The organism is Shinella sp. CPCC 101442, from assembly GCF_024704725.1.
In the GTDB taxonomy this organism is placed as follows: domain Bacteria; phylum Pseudomonadota; class Alphaproteobacteria; order Rhizobiales; family Rhizobiaceae; genus Shinella.
This window is the reverse complement of sequence record NZ_JALIQS010000001.1, coordinates 187,514-200,050: the sequence shown is the minus strand read 5'-3', so window position 1 is coordinate 200,050 and position 12,537 is coordinate 187,514. Positions and strand designations below refer to the sequence as shown.

The following is a 12,537-nucleotide window of genomic DNA, read 5'->3' as shown; positions in this document are numbered from 1 at the left end:
TCAATGCCTTTCGGTAGCAGTGGTTCGGGAGACAGCGGGGGCCGATTCGTACCAATCCTTCGAGCGGTTCACGATCCACACGACCGACAACATGACCGGCACCTCGATGAGCACGCCGACGACGGTGGCGAGCGCTGCCCCGGACTGGAAGCCGAACAGGCTGATGGCGGCGGCAACCGCGAGTTCGAAGAAGTTGCTGGCGCCGATCAGCGCCGAGGGACCGGCAACGCAGTGCCGCTCGCCGGTCATCCGGTTCAACAGGTAGGCGAGCCCGGAGTTCAGATAGACTTGGATCAGGATCGGCACGGCGAGCAAACCGATGACGGCGGGCTGGGCGATGATCTGTTCACCCTGAAAAGCGAAGAGCAGGACGAGCGTTGCGAGGAGCGCCAACAGCGAGACGGGCTGGAGCTTTGCAAGAATGCCATCGAGTGCGCGCGTCGTTCCGTCAGCCGTGAGCCGACGGCGGATGACCTGCGCGATAATGACGGGCACGACGATGTAGAGGGCGACGGAGAGAACGAGCGTTTCCCACGGCACGGTGATGGCGGAGAGGCCGAGCAGCAGACCGACGATCGGAGCGAATGCGACGACCATGATGGCATCATTCAACGCGACCTGCGACAGCGTGAACAGCGGCTCCCCGCGCGTCAGGTTGCTCCAGACGAAGACCATCGCCGTGCAAGGGGCTGCAGCGAGGATGATCAGTCCGGCGATGTAGGAATCGATCTGATCGGCAGGCAGGTAGGGGCGGAACAGCCAGCCGATGAACAGCCAGCCGAGCAGCGCCATCGAGAATGGCTTGACGGCCCAATTTATGAACAGGGTCACGCCGATACCGCGCCAATAGGTGCCGATCTGCGCCAGCGACCGGAAATCGATCTTGAGCAGCATCGGGATGATCATCAGCCAGATCAGGATCGCGACGGGAATGTTCACCTTTGCGATCTCGGCCGCACCGATGATCTGGAAGAGACCGGGTATGAAGTGGCCGAGGGCGACACCGGCGATGATGCACAGGAACACCCAGATGGTCAGGTAACGCTCGAACGTGGACATCAGGCAGACTTTCCTTGCGGCGAAGTCGAACCTTCCATCGCGCCGATCTGACGAAGCTTCGTCTCAAGTGCCATGTGATCGATGGATGCCAGCGGTAGGTTGACGAAAGCTGCGATTCGGTTCTTGAGGAAGCGCGCGGCCTGAGCGAAGGCGCGCTGGATCTCGACGTCCGATCCCTCGATGGCGGCCGGGTCCTCGACACCCCAATGGGCGGTCATCGGATGGCCGATCCAGACCGGGCAAGCCTCACCGGCGGCGCTGTCGCAGACGGTGAAGATGAAGTCCATCTGCGGAGCATCGGGCTCCGCGAACACGTCCCAGCTTTTCGACGAGAAGTTCGTCGAGGTATAGCCGAGCGCTTCCAGTTCCTTCAGGGCATGCGGATTGACCTCACCCTTCGGCTGACTGCCGGCAGAGTAGGCTTTGAACCGTTCGCCACCGTCCTTGTTGAGGATGGATTCGGCGAGAATAGAACGAGCGGAATTGCCCGTGCAGAGGAACAGCACGTTGTAGGTCTTGTCGGTCATGGTCGTGATCCGTGGTTAGGTCGGCGGCTTGATACGCTTCATGATCGTCGCCGATGATGGGCAGATGGAGGAAAGCTGGCGGGTCGCCAGCACGGCTGCGGGCACGCTATTGCGCTGGACTTCAGAAAATCCGATGCGCGTGAAGAATGGTGCTGCACTCGTCGTGGCAAGGAAGACGTCGCCGGCATGATCGAGGCCCGCCAGTGCCTGTTCGACCAAAACGCTCCCAAGTCCTTGTCCACGGTGATCGGGAAGCGTGATGACCGAACTGAGGAGGAAATCGTCACCGCAGCGCTCGACACCGGAGAAACCGACAACCCGGCCATCCGATGACAGAGCCCTGAAGAAGGTGCGGTCGTGATCCTCGATGTCATCAGTTGGCAGGTGTGCGTCCGTCAACGCCGCCCTGAGGTCGGCGTCGTTGTCCTCAATTTGCTCCAACCTGATCGCGCTCATGATATCTTCGCCTCCGGGGCGCAGCAGGGTGTCAATTCGGCAATGAGCGGAGCGCAAAGCTCCGTCGATCCGCCGCAGCAGTCCTTCAGGAGGAACAGGGTCAGGTCTCGCAGGCCATTGAGGTCTGCCCGGTAGATGATCGACCGGCTCTGCCGCTCGCTCGTGACCAGTCCGGCCCGCGAAAGCGTTGCGAGATGCGCCGACATGGTGTTCTGCGGCACGTCGATGAGGCGGGCAAGTTCGCCCGCTGGAATGCCATCGGGCTCGTGCCGCACCAGCAGCCGGAAGGTCTCCAGCCGTGTTGTCTGGGCCAAGGCGCCGAGCGCCGCTATCGCTGTGTTGTTATCCATGTATCCAGAATAACGGATATTTTGAGCCTGTCAATCAAAGTCGACAGTCAGAGTCTCCAGCTGTGATAAAGAGAAGCATGCTCCATGCTCGGCCCTCTATCAGCAGATGTATGATGGGTTCTTCATCTTCCTCGTCTGGACCTCGGCGCTCAACTCCGCGCTCGCCGGCATAGGCATCGCCGATTACGCCTTCCTGCGCGGCCAGAAGCTCGACATGCGCAGCCTCCACGCGCCGCAGGTAAACAGTCCCTACCGTTTCTGGGCCGACTTCTACCCGATCGGCCTGTTTGCGCTGGCCGTCGGCTTCGGGGTCTACGTGCTGGTCTTCCATCCGCAGACGCTCGAAAGCCTGCCGATCTTCAAATACCTCAGGGCCTCCGTGCCTTCCTGCCTTGCGGCCGGCGCGGTCCACTATGTCCTGACCCGGTTGTTTGCTCGCGGGCGCGGCTGGGGCCTCTATCCGTAACCTTTGGATGGTCGCCATGACCGAGACCTACGACTATATCATCATCGGCGCCGGATCGGCCGGCTGCGTGCCTGCCAACCGGCTTTCGGAAGATCCGGATGCTCGAATATGGCGGCAGCGACAAGTCGATCTTCATCCAGATGCCGACGGCGCTGTCCATTCCGATGAACTGCACCAAGTACAACTGGAAATATATGCCCCTGCCGGAACCCGGCCAAACCTCAACGTCACTACCCATGCCATGACGCGGCGCGTGCTGCTGGAAGGCAAGCGCGCCGTCGGCGTCGAATATGAACTCGGCGGCGAGCACGTCATGGTCAAGGCGAGCCGAGAGGTGTTGATTTCCTCCTGTCCGATCGGCTCGCCGCACCTCCTCCAGCGCTCCGGCATCGGCCCGGCCGCCGTGCTGCAGAAGGCTGATGTTGAGGTGCTGCACGATCTGCCGGGGTTGGCGAAAACATGCAGGATCACTCGGAGGTCTATATCCAATATGCCTGCAAGGAGCCGATCACGCTCAACGGCAAGATGGGGCTTTTGAGCAAAGCGCTGATCGGCGCGGAATGGCTGCTATCTCGACCGCGAGGAGGACCGCGAGGGCTTCCGCCGCTGCCTGCGCCTCACCCGCGAAATCGTCGCCCAGCCGGCCTTCGACCGTTTTCGCGGCGAAGAAATCGCGCCGGGCAAGGATGTCCGCAGCAATGACGAGATCGACGCCTGGGTGCGCGAGACCATGGAAAGCACCTATCACCCCTGCGGTTCCTGCCGTATGGGCGAGGATGCGATGGCGGTCGTGAACAGCGACCTCAAGGTGCGTGGCCTCGAAGGGCTTAGGGTGATCGACAGTTCCGTCTTCCCTGCCGAGCCGAACGCCAACCTTAACGCGCCGACTATCATGCTCGCCGAACGTGCCTCGGACATCGTGCGCGGCAAGCCGCTGCTAGCGGCCTCCAATGCTGAAGTCGGCGTTGCGCCCGGCGTCGGTGTGACCCAGCGCAGCGGCACGCCGAAACGTATCCTGCAGCATTGAGGTAGCGGCGATGCCACGGGGGATCGGCCATGTGCTTGCCCGGCGCGACCCGGAGAATCCCGAGGAGCCGCGTGATTGGGCGCTTTTCATACAGGCGCTCTTTCGTGAGCTCCTGGCCCGCTTCGCCGGCATGCCCTTTGGAGACCGGCGACAGCAACATCAGGATCGGGAAAGCGCCTCGGCGAAGCGGCTGAGATAGGGGCGCATGCGCTCTGCCGGCACGCCGGCATAGCCGAGGACGAGTGCGTTCGGTCTTGGCGTCGCGATGGTGTAGTCGGAGAGCGGGTAGCACTGCAGGCCCGCCTCCAGCACATCACGCTGGGCGACCCGATCTTCGCGCCCGTTCGTGAGCCAAACCAGCGCGTTGAGGCCGCTTTCGGAACAGTCGATATTGGCCAGGCCGGCGAGCGCTGCCTGCCCCGCGTCGAGAAAGGCGCTGCGGCGCTCGGCATAGAGCCCGCGCATTCGGCGCAGGTGGCTGGCGAAATGGCCGCCGCCGATGAATTCGGCAAGCGCAAGCTGGGTTTCGACCGGCACGCTGCGATGGATCAGGCCTGAAAGATTGCGGAAGGTGCCGACAAGCTGCGGCGGCAGCACGAGATAGCCGACGCGGATGCCGGGATAGAGCGCCTTGCTGAAGCTGCCCGCATAGATGACCCGCCCATGGCTGTCGATGGAGCGCATGGAGGGCAGGGGCGCGCCGTCGTAGCGGAACTCGCTGTCGTAGTCGTCCTCGATGATCCAGGCGTCATTCGCCCGCGCCCATTCGAGCAGGGCAAGCCGGCGCGGCAGGGAGAGTGTTGCGCCGAGCGGATGATGGCGGGAGGGCATGACGAAGGCGAGTCGGGCATCGGGATAGTGCGCCATTGCGCCCGCCACATCCATGCCGTCTTCGTCGACGTCGGCCAGGCAGAGGTCGAGGCCGAGCGTGCGGAACAGGTTGGAGGTGGTGACGGGGCCGGGGTCTTCGAACCAGACGCCGTCACCCGGATCGGCCAGCGCCAGGGCGGCGAGCGTGAAGGCGGCGTGTCCACCGGGCGTGATGACGATCTGTTCCGGATCGCAAGGGTCGCGCCGGTGCAAAGCGAGATATTCCGCGATCCGCTGGCGCAGGACGAATTCCCCAGCGACATCGCCATAACCCATGCCTGCCCTGCCGCCGCGGGTCGCGGCATTCCAGCACTTGCGCCAGACGGCGAACGGAAACCGGTCGAGCGCCGGCTGGTTGGGCAGGAAGGGTTTGGGTTCCACGCGGTCTATTTCCGCCGAAACCCCACGCGACAAGGCGCCGATCCGCGACAATCTTGGCGGGGCATCGTCCTCTGCCTGTGCGAAACGCGCCTTTGCCGGGCGGCGCGGCAGGGCGGCTGAGACGAAGGTGCCCGCACCTTGCCGTGCCTCCAGATAACCTTCCGCCTTGAGGTTCTCCAACACCCGCACGAGGGTCTGCCGCGACAGGCCCAGCTCCTCGCAAAGAATGCGGCTCGCCGGCAGGCGCGTACCGGCGCGCAGGTGCCCCTGCAGGATTGCCGTGCGCAGCTGGTCCTGCACCTGCCGGAATTTCGGCAGGGCGATGCCGGCATCCAGGCGAAGGAAGGGCAGGATCGGGCCTTCGAGCTGTTTGGCCAAGGCCTATCTCCAAAATTGGTACAGTTGAACGCACAATAATGGACGTTTTATTGTTGTCCAATTGTTACATGCTCTGCCTACACGAAAAGCACCGATGCAGCCCCGAAGGACGCAGACAGAGTGCGGGGGAACCGGAATGCACGGACCGCGGTCGCGGCCGGATGCAGAGACCGACAGACAGTCAACGCTCACGCGCCGTCGCAGACGGTCAACAGGAGGACTTCATGAAAACGCGCCTATCGCATGCCGCCCGCTCGGCTTTCGTTTCCACGCTTGCCATCGCCGCCGCGCTGCCGGGCCTTGCCCGCGCCGAGGCGCCGCAGGATCTCGTCGATGCCGCCACGAAGGAGGGCATGCTGACCGTCATCGCCCTGCCGCATGACTGGTGCAACTACGGCGAGGTTATTGAAGGCTTCAAGGCGAAGTATCCCGGCATCACCGTCAACGAACTGAACCCCGACGCCGGCACGGCCGACGAACTGGAGGCGATCCGCTCCAACAAGGGCAATACGGGCTCGCAGGCGCCCGACGTCGTCGATCTCGGCCTCGCCTTTGCGCCGGCGGCCACGAAGGAAGGCCTCTTGCAGCCCTACAAGGTGGCGACCTGGAACGAGATCCCTGACAACATCAAGGACGCGGACGGCTACTGGTACGGCGACTACTATGGCGTCATGGCCTTCGGCATCAACAAGGACCTGATCCAGACCCCGCCGGCCGACTGGTCGGACCTCACCAAACCGGAATATTCCGGTTCCGTCGCGCTCACCGGCGATCCGCGCTCCTCGGCACAGGCAATCCTTGCCTTGATGTCGGCGGGCATTTCGCGCGGTGCCGAGCCCGGCGCGGACTCCGGCAAGAAGGGTCTCGAACTCTTCGCCGAATTGAACAAGGCCGGCAATTTCGTGCCTGTGCTCGGCAAGGCCGGCACCATCGCACAGGGCCAGACGCCGATCATTGCCGCTTGGGACTACAACCTGCTGTCCTGGCGCGATGCGCTGAACGGCAATCCGCCGATGGACGTCATCGTGCCGGCGACCGGCGTGGTGGCGGGCGTTTACGTACAGGCGATCTCGGCCTATGCGCCGCATCCGAATGCCGCCAAGCTCTGGATGGAATATCTCTATTCCGACGAGGGCCAGACCGGCTGGCTGAAGGGCTACTGCCATCCCGCGCGCTTCAACGCCATGCTGAAGGCCGGAAAATTCCCGCAGGAGCTGCTCGACAAGCTGCCGCCTGCCGAAGCCTATGAAAAGGCGATCTTCCCGTCCGTTGAGGCGCTCGACGCCAACAAGAGCGCGATCGTCGAAGGCTGGGACAAGGTGGTCGGCGCCAACGTGAAGTAAGCCCGCATCCGGCCGGAGGCTTTGCTCTTCTCGCGAAGCCTCCGGCCAAGTCCTCCCCGCAGGAAACATCCGATGACGACAAGCGCCGCTTCTCTGCCGGCGGCCTTGCGGCCGCGGCAACTTATTCACTGGATCGGGGTTGCTCCGTTCTTCCTCTTCGCCACGCTGTTCCTGATCCTGCCGACGCTCAACATCGTCATCGGCGCTTTTCGCAACCCGCAAGGCCAGGTGACGCTGGAAAATCTCGGCAAGCTGCTCTCGCCCTCCATCCGGTCGGCCTTCTGGATCTCCATCGAGCTCAGCCTGCTGACTGCCGCGCTCGGCTGTCTCTTCGGCTTCCTCATCGCCGCCGCAATCACGCTCGGCGACCTGCCGCGCTGGCTTCGCAACGGCATCATCACCTTTTCGGGTGTCGCCTCGAACTTCGCCGGCGTGCCGCTCGCCTTCGCCTTCATCGCAACGCTCGGCCGGCTCGGTTTCGTGACCATGCTTTTGCGCAACTGGTTCGGCATCAATCTCTACGGCTCCGGCTTCAGCATCGTCTCGTTCCTCGGGCTGGCGCTGACCTATCTTTATTTCCAGATCCCGCTGATGGTGCTGATCATCACGCCCGCGCTGGAAGGCCTTCGCCGCGAATGGCGCGAGGCGGCCGAAAGCCTCGGGGCTTCAGGTGCGCAATACTGGCGGATGGTAGCGCTGCCGGTGCTGTGGCCCTCGCTGCTCGGCACGCTGGCCCTGCTCTTCGCCAATGCGTTCGGCGCCGTCGCCACGGCTATCGCGCTCACCGGCTCCTCGCTCTCGATTGCGCCCATCGTGCTCTTCGCGCAGATCCGCGGCGACGTGCTCAACGATCCGCATCTCGGCTATGCCATCGCCTTCGGCATGATCGCGCTCACCGCAATCGCCAACGGCATCTACATCCTTCTGCGCATGCGTGCCGAACGGTGGGTCAAATGATTGGAAAGCGCTTCTGGTCTCTCTTCGCCGTCGCGCTCGGCGGCATCTATTTCCTGCTGCCGCTCGCCGGCATGGTCGATTTCTCGATGCGCATGAAGCGCGGCGAATACAGTTTCGAAGCCTACCGCATCGTGCTTGCCGATCCGCAGTTCCAACAGACCTTCCTCTATTCGGTCGTGCTGGCCTTGCTGACCATCGTGCTCGGCATCCTCCTGGTCGTGCCGACGGCTTACTTCGTGCGGCTCCGACTTCCTGGCCTCAGGCCCGTCATCGAGTTCATCACGCTCCTGCCGCTGGTCATTCCGCCTATCGTCATCGTTTTTGGCTATATCCGCATCTACAATACCTCCTCCATCCTGCCGCTGACGGGAACCTGGTTGGGCACCAACCTGCTCCTGCTCTTCGGCTATGCGACGCTGGCGCTGCCCTACATGTACCGTTCGGTCGACACAGGCCTGCGCACCATCGACATCGCCAGTCTCACCGAAGCGGCACAGTCGCTCGGGGCTGGCTGGGCGCGCATCCTCACGGTCGTAATCCTGCCGAATGTTTTCGTATCTGTCCTGTCGGGTGCATTTCTGACCTTCGCGATCGTCATCGGTGAATATGTCTTTGCCGCCCTGCTGAACGTCAATTCCTTCGGACCCTACATGGTCTGGATGGGTGGCAACCGGGCCTATGAGCCCTCGGCGCTTGCCGTTGTCGCCTTCGCCATCACCTGGGCCTGCATGGGACTGATCCAGCTCGTCACCCGATTCTCCAAATTCTCCACCGCGAGGCGCTGACCATGGCCTTTCTCGACATCCATCACCTGGAAAAAGCCTTCGGCGCGACCCGCGTCGTCAAGGATTTCAATCTCGGCATCGAAAAGGGAGAGTTCGTCTCCTTCCTCGGCCCCTCCGGCTGCGGCAAGACGACGGTTCTGCGCATGGTCGCCGGCTTCGAGACGCCGACATCGGGCGCAATTCGCATCGATGGCCGGGATGTCACGGGCCTTCCCGCAAATCGGCGCAAGATCGGCATGGTCTTCCAGGCCTATGCGCTCTTTCCAAACCTGACCGTGGCGGAAAACATCGGCTTCGGCCTCAAAGTGGCGGGTGAGGACAAGGCGTCGATCGCGCGGCGCGTTGCGGAAATGCTGGAACTGATCGGCCTGCCGCAACTCGGCGCCCGCTATCCCTTCCAGCTCTCCGGCGGCCAGCAGCAGCGCGTGGCGCTCGCCCGGGCGCTGGCGCCGCGTCCTCAGGTGCTGCTGCTCGACGAGCCGCTCTCCGCGCTCGATGCAAAGATCCGCATCAGTCTGCGCGAGGAAATCCGTCGCATCCAGCAGGACCTCGGCATCACCACCATCTTCGTCACACATGATCAGGAAGAAGCGCTCTCCATATCGGATCGTATTGTGGTCATGCACCAAGGGATCGCCGACCAGGTCGGCACGCCCTTCGATATCTACAATCGTCCTGCGACCCGTTTCGTCGCGGAGTTCGTCGGCACGCTCAATCTCGTCGATGTCGATGTGGTGGAGGCGGCCAATGGCCGCGTTCGCCTCGGCGAGGTGCCCGTCGTGTTGAACCGGCCATTGTCTGCCCGTGCCGGTGAACGCATCAGCCTGGCGCTTCGGCCGGAAACGGTAGCGCTTGGCCGGACCGAGGGGCACGACGTGGTGCTTGCCGGTCGCATCGCCGAGGTGCATTTCCTCGGTTCGGTGATCCGCATTCGCGTCACGGTCGGCGGCCAGAGCCTGTCCCTCGACACGTTCAACCAGCCCGACCGGCCGCCGCCGGCCGTGGGCGCGTCCGTCGAGGTGAGCATCTCGGATCGCGACCTTCTGGTGCTCGCCGCCTGAAGGATGCGTAACCTGAATTATGGAGGAACCGATATCGTGACGGAAATGCCGTGGAGCCTTGAGCCGCCGGACTGGCGCAAGACAATCGCCGCGTTGGATCCGGCAAGCCGAGCCCGGCTTGCCGCGCGTGCGCGCGGTGCGCCGCTTTTTGCCCATGCCTATGCCTTTCATCTCAATATGCGTTTCGGCGGCATGACGCCGCTGCGGCTCGCGGATTTTACCGCAGCGCAGCGCCTTTCCGGTCTCAAGCTGCATGTCGACGATGGGGAGCAGGCCAGCCTCAGCCGCATGGATGACGACACGCTCGCCGCTTTAGCAACGCAGCTAAAGGCGCGTGGACTGGAACTCCACGTCGAGACCAGCACGACGGAGGAGGGCGGCCTTGCCGATGCCGTGCGCATCGCGCTCACCACCGGCGCGACCTCGCTGCGGTGCTACCCACGCTACGAGGGACGGGTGTCACAGATCATCAACTGGACGATCGCCGACCTCCGGCGCCTTACAGATTTCGATCCGGAGGGCCAGCTGCGCTACACGCTGGAGCAGCACGAGGACCTGAAATCGCAGGAATTGGTTCACATCATTGAAGCGGTTGCCAATCCACGCCTCAGCCTGCTCTTCGATTTCGGTAACATGATCAATGCCTACGAGTTGCCGATGCCGGCTCTCGCGATCCAGGCTCCCTACATCACAGAGGTTCATGTCAAGGACTGCCTGGTCGAGCCGGATCGCGGTGGTTGGGCGCATCTGGCCTGTGTCTCGGGCGCGGGCCATCTGCCGATGCAGGCGATGTTCGTGGATCTGCTTCTGCTCGGTGAAGACCGCTCGCAGATTCTCGCCTTCGGACTGGAGGAGGAGGAGGGCTACTTCGCCCCGGCGCTACGCCGGCCCTCGGATGGGCCGGATCCCTTCATTCCCGACCGAACGGCGAGCTTCACCGATCTCGGACCGGGAGATCTCGCGGCGCGTCTCAGCCGCGAGGCCGTCGCCGCCCAGCGGCAGGTGGAAACGATCCGGACCATGCTCGAGGATATCGCGCAAGAAGCCGAAAGGACCGAAGGATGAATGCTGAAACCACCTGCCCGCCGGCTTTTCTGGCGATCGCCCACGCCATGGCGGATGCCGCCGCAGAGGTGATCCGCCCGTGGTTCCGCAAGCGAATTCCGGTCGATGCCAAGGCCGATGCCAGCCCCGTCACCATCGCCGATCGCGATGCCGAAACGGTCATGCGCGGCATGATCGAGGCGGCATTCCCCGAGCACGGCATAAGGGGCGAGGAATTCGGCGCGTGCCGGACCAATGCCGAATGGATCTGGGTTCTCGACCCGATCGACGGCACGAAATCCTTCCTCTCCGGCTCGCTCGCCTTCGGCACGCAGATCGCGCTGCTTCACCGGGGCAAGCCCGTTCTCGGCCTGATCAACCAGCCGATCACCGGCGAACGCTGGCTTGGCACACATGCCACTGCGACCCTCAACGGTGCGCCGATCCGCACAAGCGACCAAATCCGGCTCGGCGAAGCCATCCTCTACACTTCAGCCCTGGAGCAGTTCGATCCCTCGCACCACGAGCGTTTCGCCGCCCTTGCCGCAAAGGTCCGTTTCAGCCGCTTCTCGCATGACTGCTACGCCGCCGGCTTGCTCGCCCTCGGCGGCATCGACCTTCTCGTCGAAAGCAACGTCTTCGACTACGACATCCTTCCGCAAATGCCGATCGTAGAGGCGGCCGGCGGTGTCGTAACCGACTGGCACGGTCGGCTGCTCATCGACGCCCCGCAATATGAAACCGTGCTGATGGCGGCCAACGCGGAAATCCACCGTGCGGCCTTGGACCTCCTGCGTCGGGATTGATGGAGGCGTGGAAACGCCCCTGCGCGATGGCCCGGTGCCGAGCTTTCGCTCGGCACCGTAGTCATCTACCTTGCCAACAATGCGTCCTGGGCAGCCTGCAGGCCATCTCCGCCGTCGCGTGCCGTCACGCCAGCCAACCATTTTTCAAGAATCTCCGGCCGCTTGGCGATCAGCCTCTTCGCGGTTTCGGCCGGGTCGGCGCCATCGGTCATGATCGCATTCATGCCGATGTTCTCGTAGTCGAGATGGAATGTCAGGTTCTTGAGCAGCTTCGCGACATTCGGGCACTCTTTGGCGTATCCCTTGCGGGCGATGGTGCGCACCGTCGCGCCGCCGTAGTTCGGGCCGTATTCCGCATCGCCGCCGTTCAGATAGGTGAGCTTGTAGTTGATATTCATCGGATGCGGTTCCCAGGCCAGGAACACGATCCATTCGTTGCTTTTGGTCATCTTGTCGACCTGCGTGAGCATGGCGGTCTCGCTGGATTCGATGACCTGCCAATCCTTCAATCCGTGGCGATCGGCGGTGATCATGTCGAGCAGGGGCTGATTGGAACCTGCCTCTATCCCATAGATTGTGGCGTCGAATTTGTCGGCGTGTCCGGCGAGGTCGTCGTAGGATTTGACACCCGCTTCGGCGACATAGCTCGGCACTGCGAGCGTGAATTTGGCTCCCGTCAGGTTCGTCACGATGACCTCGACGTCCCCGTCATCGAAGTAGGACTTGAACTGCTCCTCCTGCACGGGAAGCCAGTTGCCGAGAAAGACATCGACCTGGTTGGTCTTCAGCATCTCGTAGGTGACGTTAAGGCCGAGAAGCGTCTGCTCGGTCTCGTATCCCAGTGAGTTCAGCAGCAGGGATGCCGTGGCGTTCGTCAAGGCGAGGTCCGTCCACCCAAGATCGGAAAGGCGGACCTTCTGGCAGCTTTCCGGCTCCGCCCAGGCGGACGCAGCAGAACCCAGAAGCGCGAGCGAAACGCTGGCGAAAAGGACGTGAGTTTTCATGGTTCCCTCTTTTTTATTGATCG

General features: G+C 63.0%; 14 protein-coding genes and 1 pseudogene. 9 read left to right on the top strand and 6 right to left on the bottom strand.

Annotated features, from left to right (window positions below; genetic code table 11):
* The 4 genes from arsB to MUO32_RS00965 are packed head-to-tail and all read right to left on the bottom strand — an operon-like array spanning nucleotide 1 to nucleotide 2,392.
* On the bottom strand, nucleotides 1-1,059 hold the full coding sequence (gene arsB / locus MUO32_RS00980) for an ACR3 family arsenite efflux transporter (protein WP_257946371.1): 1,059 nt from the start codon (nucleotides 1,057-1,059) through the stop codon (nucleotides 1-3).
* Nucleotides 1,059-1,586, bottom strand: coding sequence for an arsenate reductase ArsC (locus MUO32_RS00975; RefSeq protein WP_257946370.1), 528 nt, complete (start codon nucleotides 1,584-1,586; stop codon nucleotides 1,059-1,061). The genes arsB and MUO32_RS00975 overlap by 1 nt, the downstream gene beginning before the upstream one ends.
* Nucleotides 1,587-1,601: 15 nt before the next feature.
* Nucleotides 1,602-2,042 carry an arsenic resistance N-acetyltransferase ArsN2 gene (gene arsN2 / locus MUO32_RS00970; protein WP_257946369.1) on the bottom strand — a complete coding sequence of 147 codons (441 nt, stop codon included), beginning with the start codon at nucleotides 2,040-2,042 and terminating at the stop codon, nucleotides 1,602-1,604.
* On the bottom strand, nucleotides 2,039-2,392 hold the full coding sequence (locus tag MUO32_RS00965) for a helix-turn-helix transcriptional regulator (protein WP_257946368.1): 354 nt from the start codon (nucleotides 2,390-2,392) through the stop codon (nucleotides 2,039-2,041). Before MUO32_RS00965 ends, arsN2 begins: the two co-directional genes overlap by 4 nt.
* A 106-nt stretch (nucleotides 2,393-2,498) precedes the next feature.
* On the opposite strand from MUO32_RS00965, the gene MUO32_RS00960 reads away from it, so the two are divergent.
* From MUO32_RS00960 to MUO32_RS00950, 3 genes and pseudogenes are all read left to right on the top strand, one after another.
* Nucleotides 2,499-2,858 carry a hypothetical protein gene (locus tag MUO32_RS00960; RefSeq protein ID WP_257946367.1) on the top strand — a complete coding sequence of 120 codons (360 nt, stop codon included), beginning with the start codon at nucleotides 2,499-2,501 and terminating at the stop codon, nucleotides 2,856-2,858.
* A gap of 16 nt (nucleotides 2,859-2,874) precedes the next feature.
* On the top strand, nucleotides 2,875-3,396 hold the full coding sequence (locus MUO32_RS00955; RefSeq protein ID WP_257946366.1) for a GMC family oxidoreductase N-terminal domain-containing protein: 522 nt from the start codon (nucleotides 2,875-2,877) through the stop codon (nucleotides 3,394-3,396).
* 42 nt (nucleotides 3,397-3,438) lie between these two features.
* Nucleotides 3,439-3,885: pseudogene (locus MUO32_RS00950) on the top strand (GMC oxidoreductase); the annotation flags it as partial.
* A 159-nt stretch (nucleotides 3,886-4,044) separates the two neighbouring features.
* On the opposite strand, the gene MUO32_RS00945 reads toward MUO32_RS00950, so the two are convergent.
* Nucleotides 4,045-5,514 carry a PLP-dependent aminotransferase family protein gene (locus tag MUO32_RS00945; RefSeq protein ID WP_257946365.1) on the bottom strand — a complete coding sequence of 490 codons (1,470 nt, stop codon included), beginning with the start codon at nucleotides 5,512-5,514 and terminating at the stop codon, nucleotides 4,045-4,047.
* 224 nt (nucleotides 5,515-5,738) lie between these two features.
* Between MUO32_RS00945 and MUO32_RS00940 the strand changes: the two genes are divergently transcribed.
* From MUO32_RS00940 to MUO32_RS00915, 6 genes are all read left to right on the top strand, one after another.
* Nucleotides 5,739-6,857 (top strand): ABC transporter substrate-binding protein, encoded by a 1,119-nt coding sequence (locus tag MUO32_RS00940; RefSeq protein WP_257946364.1) that lies wholly within the window; start codon nucleotides 5,739-5,741, stop codon nucleotides 6,855-6,857.
* Nucleotides 6,858-6,929: 72 nt separating this feature from the next.
* Complete coding sequence (locus MUO32_RS00935; RefSeq protein ID WP_257946363.1) at nucleotides 6,930-7,814, top strand: ABC transporter permease subunit; 885 nt, start codon at nucleotides 6,930-6,932, stop codon at nucleotides 7,812-7,814.
* Nucleotides 7,811-8,599 (top strand): ABC transporter permease, encoded by a 789-nt coding sequence (locus MUO32_RS00930; protein ID WP_257946362.1) that lies wholly within the window; start codon nucleotides 7,811-7,813, stop codon nucleotides 8,597-8,599. Before MUO32_RS00935 ends, MUO32_RS00930 begins: the two co-directional genes overlap by 4 nt.
* A 2-nt stretch (nucleotides 8,600-8,601) precedes the next feature.
* A complete protein-coding gene (locus MUO32_RS00925; RefSeq protein WP_257946361.1) occupies nucleotides 8,602-9,660 on the top strand; it encodes an ABC transporter ATP-binding protein in 1,059 nt (352 codons plus the stop codon).
* A gap of 45 nt (nucleotides 9,661-9,705) precedes the next feature.
* The gene (locus MUO32_RS00920; RefSeq protein WP_257947138.1) at nucleotides 9,706-10,725 is read left to right on the top strand and encodes a sugar phosphate isomerase/epimerase; all 1,020 of its coding nucleotides are present in this window, start codon (nucleotides 9,706-9,708) and stop codon (nucleotides 10,723-10,725) included.
* On the top strand, nucleotides 10,722-11,510 hold the full coding sequence (locus tag MUO32_RS00915) for an inositol monophosphatase family protein (RefSeq protein ID WP_257946360.1): 789 nt from the start codon (nucleotides 10,722-10,724) through the stop codon (nucleotides 11,508-11,510). The genes MUO32_RS00920 and MUO32_RS00915 overlap by 4 nt, the downstream gene beginning before the upstream one ends.
* A 65-nt stretch (nucleotides 11,511-11,575) precedes the next feature.
* On the opposite strand, the gene choX is transcribed toward MUO32_RS00915, so the two are convergent.
* The gene (choX, locus tag MUO32_RS00910; protein WP_257946359.1) at nucleotides 11,576-12,514 is read right to left on the bottom strand and encodes a choline ABC transporter substrate-binding protein; all 939 of its coding nucleotides are present in this window, start codon (nucleotides 12,512-12,514) and stop codon (nucleotides 11,576-11,578) included.
* Between the last annotated feature and the right edge of the window lie 23 nt (nucleotides 12,515-12,537).

Coding starts and splice junctions, on each gene's coding strand:
- choX (WP_257946359.1), bottom strand. CDS start 12,514: ATGAAAACTCACGTCCTTTTCGCCAGCGTTTCGCTCGCGCTTCTGGGT.
- arsB (WP_257946371.1), bottom strand. CDS start 1,059: ATGTCCACGTTCGAGCGTTACCTGACCATCTGGGTGTTCCTGTGCATC.
- MUO32_RS00930 (WP_257946362.1), top strand. CDS start 7,811: ATGATTGGAAAGCGCTTCTGGTCTCTCTTCGCCGTCGCGCTCGGCGGC.
- MUO32_RS00915 (WP_257946360.1), top strand. CDS start 10,722: ATGAATGCTGAAACCACCTGCCCGCCGGCTTTTCTGGCGATCGCCCAC.
- MUO32_RS00925 (WP_257946361.1), top strand. CDS start 8,602: ATGGCCTTTCTCGACATCCATCACCTGGAAAAAGCCTTCGGCGCGACC.
- MUO32_RS00935 (WP_257946363.1), top strand. CDS start 6,930: ATGACGACAAGCGCCGCTTCTCTGCCGGCGGCCTTGCGGCCGCGGCAA.
- MUO32_RS00920 (WP_257947138.1), top strand. CDS start 9,706: ATGCCGTGGAGCCTTGAGCCGCCGGACTGGCGCAAGACAATCGCCGCG.
- MUO32_RS00960 (WP_257946367.1), top strand. CDS start 2,499: ATGTATGATGGGTTCTTCATCTTCCTCGTCTGGACCTCGGCGCTCAAC.
- arsN2 (WP_257946369.1), bottom strand. CDS start 2,042: ATGAGCGCGATCAGGTTGGAGCAAATTGAGGACAACGACGCCGACCTC.
- MUO32_RS00965 (WP_257946368.1), bottom strand. CDS start 2,392: ATGGATAACAACACAGCGATAGCGGCGCTCGGCGCCTTGGCCCAGACA.
- MUO32_RS00940 (WP_257946364.1), top strand. CDS start 5,739: ATGAAAACGCGCCTATCGCATGCCGCCCGCTCGGCTTTCGTTTCCACG.
- MUO32_RS00955 (WP_257946366.1), top strand. CDS start 2,875: ATGACCGAGACCTACGACTATATCATCATCGGCGCCGGATCGGCCGGC.
- MUO32_RS00975 (WP_257946370.1), bottom strand. CDS start 1,586: ATGACCGACAAGACCTACAACGTGCTGTTCCTCTGCACGGGCAATTCC.